Origin of the sequence: Mycobacterium sp., assembly GCF_049278535.1 — a bacterium.
Classification (GTDB): Bacteria; Actinomycetota; Actinomycetes; order Mycobacteriales; family Mycobacteriaceae; genus Mycobacterium.
Genome location: NZ_JBAPMI010000177.1, coordinates 1 through 5,978, shown reverse-complemented (window position 1 = coordinate 5,978; position 5,978 = coordinate 1). Strand labels below are relative to the sequence as shown.

5 protein-coding genes, 1 tRNA gene and 2 pseudogenes are annotated in these 5,978 nt (G+C 65.5%); 3 read left to right on the top strand and 5 right to left on the bottom strand.

Annotation, left to right across the window (positions count from 1 at the left end; translation table 11 throughout):
- Both WAO18_RS12025 and WAO18_RS12020 read right to left on the bottom strand, forming a co-directional pair.
- Positions 1 to 288 (bottom strand): annotated as a pseudogene (locus WAO18_RS12025) (iron-containing redox enzyme family protein); the annotation flags it as partial.
- A gap of 83 nt (positions 289 to 371) precedes the next feature.
- Entirely contained in the window at positions 372 to 1,181 is an 810-nt protein-coding gene (locus tag WAO18_RS12020; RefSeq protein ID WP_422206503.1) for an SDR family NAD(P)-dependent oxidoreductase, read from the bottom strand.
- Between the two features lie 315 nt (positions 1,182 to 1,496).
- On the opposite strand from WAO18_RS12020, the gene WAO18_RS12015 reads away from it, so the two are divergent.
- Positions 1,497 to 1,898 (top strand): ArsR/SmtB family transcription factor, encoded by a 402-nt coding sequence (locus tag WAO18_RS12015; protein WP_422206502.1) that lies wholly within the window; start codon positions 1,497 to 1,499, stop codon positions 1,896 to 1,898.
- Positions 1,895 to 2,875, top strand: coding sequence for a cation diffusion facilitator family transporter (locus tag WAO18_RS12010; RefSeq protein WP_422206501.1), 981 nt, complete (start codon positions 1,895 to 1,897; stop codon positions 2,873 to 2,875). The genes WAO18_RS12015 and WAO18_RS12010 overlap by 4 nt, the downstream gene beginning before the upstream one ends.
- A 25-nt stretch (positions 2,876 to 2,900) precedes the next feature.
- Here WAO18_RS12010 and WAO18_RS12005 read toward each other — a convergent pair.
- Positions 2,901 to 2,974 (bottom strand) — tRNA-Pro (locus tag WAO18_RS12005).
- 215 nt (positions 2,975 to 3,189) lie between these two features.
- On the opposite strand from WAO18_RS12005, the gene WAO18_RS12000 reads away from it, so the two are divergent.
- A complete protein-coding gene (locus tag WAO18_RS12000) occupies positions 3,190 to 3,357 on the top strand; it encodes a hypothetical protein (RefSeq protein ID WP_422206500.1) in 168 nt (55 codons plus the stop codon).
- A 29-nt stretch (positions 3,358 to 3,386) separates the two neighbouring features.
- Here the strand turns inward: WAO18_RS12000 and WAO18_RS11995 are convergent, their stop codons facing one another.
- Positions 3,387 to 4,346 carry a metallophosphoesterase gene (locus WAO18_RS11995; RefSeq protein ID WP_422206499.1) on the bottom strand — a complete coding sequence of 320 codons (960 nt, stop codon included), beginning with the start codon at positions 4,344 to 4,346 and terminating at the stop codon, positions 3,387 to 3,389.
- 57 nt (positions 4,347 to 4,403) lie between these two features.
- Positions 4,404 to 5,978: pseudogene (ponA2, locus tag WAO18_RS11990) on the bottom strand (transglycosylase/D,D-transpeptidase PonA2); the annotation flags it as partial.

Sequence of the window (5,978 nt, the reverse complement as noted above, 5' to 3'; positions counted from 1 at the left end):
CAGGTCGTCCATTTCGGCCTGGGCCGTTCGGCCCGATTCGATAGGCCCGACGTCGCGACGCACTTTGGCCAGAAATGCGCGTTCCAGTTGTGCTCGCAGATGGAGCAATCCGGGATTCCACTCCCAGTTGGGGTCGACGCCGGCGAAGCCGCGGTAGTGCAGTTCGTAGCACATGTACAGGGCCAGCTGCAGATCGAGGCCGTAAGGATTGGAGTCGCGAACCGACGCCACGATGCGGGTCAACTGATCGCGCGGCGCCGGTTCGTTGAGACGATGCCGGACGGCCATCGACAACGGCCCGTGCGCTGCGGGCAACAGGGGTTCGACGGTCGCTTCAGCCACGGGGGTGTTTACCCGCGAATCGGCACCCGTCAAACGGACCAGTCGCAACCGGTCAACTCGACGGACAAATCCCACAGTCGGCGCGCCATCGCAGCGTCACGCGCCTTTCGGCGCGGCCGGGTGACCGTCGGCCTACCCCACTGGCTGAACCTCGGTGCGAGATAGGTGCCGCTGGGCAGGTCGGTGGTGACGGCCTGAATTGTGGACCGTGCGCCGGTGGCGGCGCTGTGCGCCGGGAAACGGCGGAAGGTGTGTTCGCGCACCCACGGCAGGATGCCGGTGGTGTCCCGGGTGATGTCGGTATCCGTCGCGCCCGGGTCGGTCATGTAGGTCCGCACGCCCCGGCTGGTCAGCTCGTGATTGAACAGCATCACGGCCAATTTCGACTCGCCGTAGGCCGACCACTTCGAGTACTTGCGGTGGTGCCAGTTCAGGTCGTCGATGTGCAGCCGGCTCAGGACATAGGCCGAGCTGACCAACGAGATCACCCGATCCTTGATCCTGTCGCCGAGCAGGCACGTCAACGCGAAATGCCCGAGGTAGTTCGTGCCCATGTGGGCCTCGAACCCATCCGTGGTGCGGGTCAGCGGCAGACCCAGCACCCCAGCGTTGTTGATCAGCACGTCGACGCCATCCACCGAGTCGGCGAACTTCCGCACGCTGGCCAGCTCGGCCAGGTCGAGGTGCGCGACCGTGACGTCACCGCTCATTGCGGCGGCGGCTCGCTCGGCTTTCGGGATGGTGCGGCAGGCGATGACGACGCTGTGGCCGGCGGCTGCGAGTGTGGTCGCGGTCGCCGCGCCCACGCCACTGTTGCCGCCCGTGACGATGACCTTCACCCGGCGATCATCTCAGTGCAACTGGGCGCCGCACAGTGGATTTGAGCGCGGTGATCGATCTTGAACAGCCAATTGTGTGCGGCTAGTACACAACTGCCGGAATCCAGGAACTTTTCTATCAAGAGCAACACAACGTCGGAGGGCCCGACAAGATCACCTTCGAACAGATGCCCGCGACGTTCTGGCGAAGCAGGGCGAAGCCAAGACCGTCGTCATCGATCCGGACGCGACCTACTTCGGTGCGCCGCTCGCAACGAACAGCCTCGTCACCCCCTAGGACCCTCGGCACATTCCTGCGTAAGCTAATATCTACGTATGAACGCAGGTAAAGATATTCCTGATTCGATTCCGGAAGACCAGGTCAACCTGATCGTCGAAGTCTTCCGAATGTTGGCCGATCCCACCCGCATCAGGGTGTTGTGGGCGCTCACGGGCGGCGAGTTGGCCGTCAACGAACTTGCCGACCAGGTGAACAAGCCTGCGCCCTCGGTATCGCAGCATCTGGCCAAGCTCCGGATGGCCCGGCTGGTGCGCACCCGCCGCGACGGCACCACCATTTTCTACAGCCTGGAAAACGAACACGTCAGCCAGCTTGTTGTCGACGCGGTTTTCAACGCCGAACACGCCGGCCCCGAGGTGCCTCGCCACCACCGCGGTGACGACTCGCTGCGTGCCATCTCCCGCGATCGTCGGCCGCGCAAGGTAACTCAGCGATGACGCACACTCACAACGACCATCGACCGGGGCTGCGCGGTCTGATGCATGAGATGTTCGCGCCGCATTCACATGACGCGGCCGACAGTGTCGACAGCGCACTGGAATCCAGCGCTGCCGGTATTCGGGCGGTCAAAGTCAGCCTGCTGGTGCTGGTCGCGACGGCAGCCGCGCAAGTCGTGATCGTGGTGGTGTCCGGGTCGATCGCATTGGCCGCCGACACCATCCACAACTTCTGCGATGCCCTGACGGCAGTGCCGCTGTGGATTGCGTTCGCGCTCAGCACAAAAGCGGCTACCCGCCGCTACACCTACGGATTCGGCCGAATCGAAGACCTCGCCGGACTGTTCGTCGTCGCGATGATCACCATGTCGGCCATCATCGCCGGCTACCAAGCAGTCGAACGACTCATCCACCCGCGGCCGATCGACAATCTCGGCTGGGTCGCCGCCGCGGGATTGGCCGGGTTCATCGGTAATGAGTGGGTCGCGCTCTACCGCATCAGAGTCGGACGGCGCATCGGCTCCGCCGCGCTGGTGGCCGACGGCTTGCACGCCCGCACCGACGGGTTTACCTCGCTGGCGGTGTTGGTCGGTGCCGGCGGTGCCGCTTTGGGTTTCCCGCTGGCCGACCCGATCGTCGGCCTGGCCATCACCGTCGCCATTCTGACCGTGCTGCGTACCGCCGTGCGCGACGTGTTCCGACGCCTGATCGACGGCGTCGACCCCCACATGGTTGACACCGCCGAATACGTTTTAGCCGGCCAGTCGGGGGTGCAGTCGGTCCGCAGCGTAAGGATGCGCTGGATCGGCCACCGGCTGCACGCCGACGCCGAACTCGACCTGGACCCCTCGCTTAGTTTGACTGCTGCGCACCGGATCGCCCACGAGTCCGAGCACGGCCTGATTCACGCGCTGCCCAAACTCACGTCGGCGATGATCCACGCATATCCCGCCCATGGGAGCTGTGCACTCGAATAGCTGATATACCAGCGAATTTCACGAGTCGGGGTGGCGGGATTCGAACCCACGACCTCTTCGTCCCGAACGAAGCGCGCTACCAAGCTGCGCCACACCCCGCGTGAAGCCACGACAGCGTATCGCACCTCCCCGGTCGCCCGCCAAAAGGATTGCCCCGGCGACCAGTCCGACCGGCTTCCGCGCGCCGGCATTGCCGTACGGATCACATCGGCTGCGGTGAAGGATTTGCGCCACATCGCGGCGTGGAATAACCGAGATGTCGGCGCGATTCAATAATATAAATAAGCACGATGTGCAACGGAAGCGAGTAAATCATGACGGTGTTAGGCGCCGTGGTGTTCGGCGGATTCCTGGCCCTCGGGGTGCTCTGGCTGCTCGTTACCGCTCCGGAAAGCGATGTCGATGACGCGTGGAATCAATCCCTATGGCTCGACGGCACGGAATCGGCCGGCGCGGTATTGATCAACTCGTCGCACAAATAGTTCTTGCGGCAATGGCGGCCTAAGTCCGCTCAGCCCACCGAATACGTAGGTTGCGATCGGCCCCGCTCACGCTGCGGGTCGCGCCCACCGGTGGGCGCCGCGATCAAGGTCAGCAAGGTGGCTTCGGGCCGGCAGCAGCACCGCACCGGCGCGTACGGCGAGGTGCCAATGCCGGCAGACACGTGCAACCGCATGTTGGCGCCCCACTGCGACGGGCCCTTGGCCCGCGACCGATCCAGGCCCGAGTTGGTCACCAGCGCTCCGTAGAACGGCAGGCAGAGCTGTCCGCCGTGGGTATGGCCGGCCATCACCAGCTGGTAGCCGTCGGCGGCGAAGCGATCCAGCACCCGGGGCTCCGGCGAATGGGTCAGTCCAAGCCGCAAGTCGGCCGCCGGGCTGGCCGGACCCGCGATCGCTTCGTAGCGGTCCCGCGCGATGTGCGGATCGTCGACACCCGCGGCCGCAATGCGTAACCCCGCCACGTCGAATTCGCGGCGGTTGTGGGTCATGTCCAACCAGCCGCGCTCGGTGAATGCTGCCCGTAGGTCCTGCCATGGCAACGGCTGGCCGTGCACGCGGTGGCCCGGTTTGGTCAGGTAGTTCGCCGGGTTCTTCGGTCGCGGCCCGAAATAGTCGTTGCTGCCGAAAACGAAGACGCCCGGCACCGAAAGCAGATCGCCGAGGCTCTGGATGACCGACGGCACCGCCCGGGGATGAGCCAGGTTGTCGCCGGTGTTGACGACCAGGTCGGGCTCGAGGCCGGCGAGTTCACGCAGCCACGCTTGCTTGCGACGCTGGCCGGGCCGCATGTGCAGATCGCTGATGTGTAGCACCCGCAGCGGCGACGAACCCGGGTCCAGCACCGGGATGGTCAGCTGGCGCAGCACAAACGCATTGCGCTCGATGAGCGAGGCGTAGCTGATCCCGGCAGCAGCCGATCCGAGCGCGACGGCGCCGGTACTTTTCAGAGCGGTCATGGCGGAACGCATGCAGGCCAGCCTACTGCCGTCGGCCGAGTGCGGGCGCGTCACACACCAGCAGTGTTGCTAGGGAGGCGGTGGGGCCAGGATCGGGATGGTGATCGGCGGTAGACCCGGGATCTCGATGACTTGAGAACCGACCGGGGCCGGAAGCCCGGGACCCCCGAATCCGTCCGGCGGCGGGGGCGGAGCCGGCGGAATGCCGTTGCTGGTCTGGATGGTGATGACCGCACCTGGGATCGTTTGACCGTTGGGTGAGGTCCCGACTACCTCGCCGTACCGCGCGCTGCTGTTGACCGACGAGGGCTGCTCGGCGACCTGGAAACCGGAATCTTTCAAGCGCTGCCGCGCGGCGTCGACGTCGAGACCCGCGACGCTCGGCACGCGGGAACCGGGCCCGCCTTCGACGTACTCGGGGTCCGTCGGTGGCATCTTCACGTCACCGAAAAGGGTGGCGATCGGTTTCATCGCGGTGAACCAGGTGCGGGCCGGCTCGTTGCCGCCATAAAGGTTCCCGTCGCCGCAACGACGCAGCGGCGACGAGCACAGATCCGACGGCGACGTGGAGTCGTCGTAGATGTAGTTGGCCGCCGCCAACTGGTTGGTGAAACCGACGAAGCCCGACGACCGGTGTGCCTCGGTGGTCCCAGTCTTCCCGGACACCGGCAGGTTCCAGCCCGCCGCCCCGGCCGATCCTGCCGCGGTGCCGCCGCCCAGCGCGTCCTTGCTCATCGCATTGGCCAGCGTGTTGGCCAGTCCTTCGGGCACCACTTGGTCACAGGCTTCGGTGGTAACCGCCACCTGGTTGCCGTTGCGGTCGATCAGCTTGTCGATCGGATTCGGCGGGCACCAGGTGCCGCCGGAGGCAAGCGTTGCCGCGACGTTGGACAACTCCAGTGCGTTCAGCTCGAACGGACCCAGCGTGAACGAGCCGATGTTCTGCCGCTTGATGAAGTTGGCCAGGCTCTCGTTGTTCTCCGGGTCGTAGTCGCGAGCGCTGCCGGGTTCGCCATAGGACCGCAGCCCGAGCTTGACCGCCATGTCGACCGTACGCGGCACCCCGACCAGTTGGATCAGCCGGGCGAATGCCGTGTTGGGCGAGGTGGCCAGCGCGTCGGTCACATTCATCGACCCGCGGTAGTTACCGGCGTTGATCACGCACCAGGTCTCCTTGGGGCAGCCCTTGGCGCCACCGTTTCCCATGCCCTTGGTCTGGAACCTGCCGGGCACCTCGAGTTGCGTGTTGATGCCCATCCCCATTTGCATCGCGGCGGCCGTGGTGAAGATCTTGAAGATCGACCCGGCGCCGTCGCCGACCAACGAGAACGGCTGTGCCCGCATGGTTTCGCCCGCTTCGGTGTTCAACCCGTAGGTGCGGTTGCTGGCCATCGCGACCACTTTGTGCGCGTTCTTGCCGGGCCGGATAACGCTCATCACGCTGGCGATGCCCTCTAGGTTGGGGCTGGCATAGCTGTCGATCGCGTGCTTCACCGGCTCCTGCACATCGGGATCCAGGTTGGTGCGGATCAGGTAGCCGCCGCGGGCGAGCTGTTCCTTACCGATGCCGGCGCGCGACAGGTAGGCCTGCACGTAGTCGCAGAAGAAGGCGCGATCGCCTGCCGCGATGCAGCCGCGCGGTAA

Bases quoted from the DNA above. Each gene is read 5' to 3' on its own strand.
- WAO18_RS12015 (WP_422206502.1), top strand. From the start codon at position 1,497: ATGAACGCAGGTAAAGATATTCCTGATTCGATTCCGGAAGACCAGGTC.
- WAO18_RS12010 (WP_422206501.1), top strand. From the start codon at position 1,895: ATGACGCACACTCACAACGACCATCGACCGGGGCTGCGCGGTCTGATG.
- WAO18_RS12000 (WP_422206500.1), top strand. From the start codon at position 3,190: ATGACGGTGTTAGGCGCCGTGGTGTTCGGCGGATTCCTGGCCCTCGGG.
- WAO18_RS11995 (WP_422206499.1), bottom strand. From the start codon at position 4,346: ATGCGTTCCGCCATGACCGCTCTGAAAAGTACCGGCGCCGTCGCGCTC.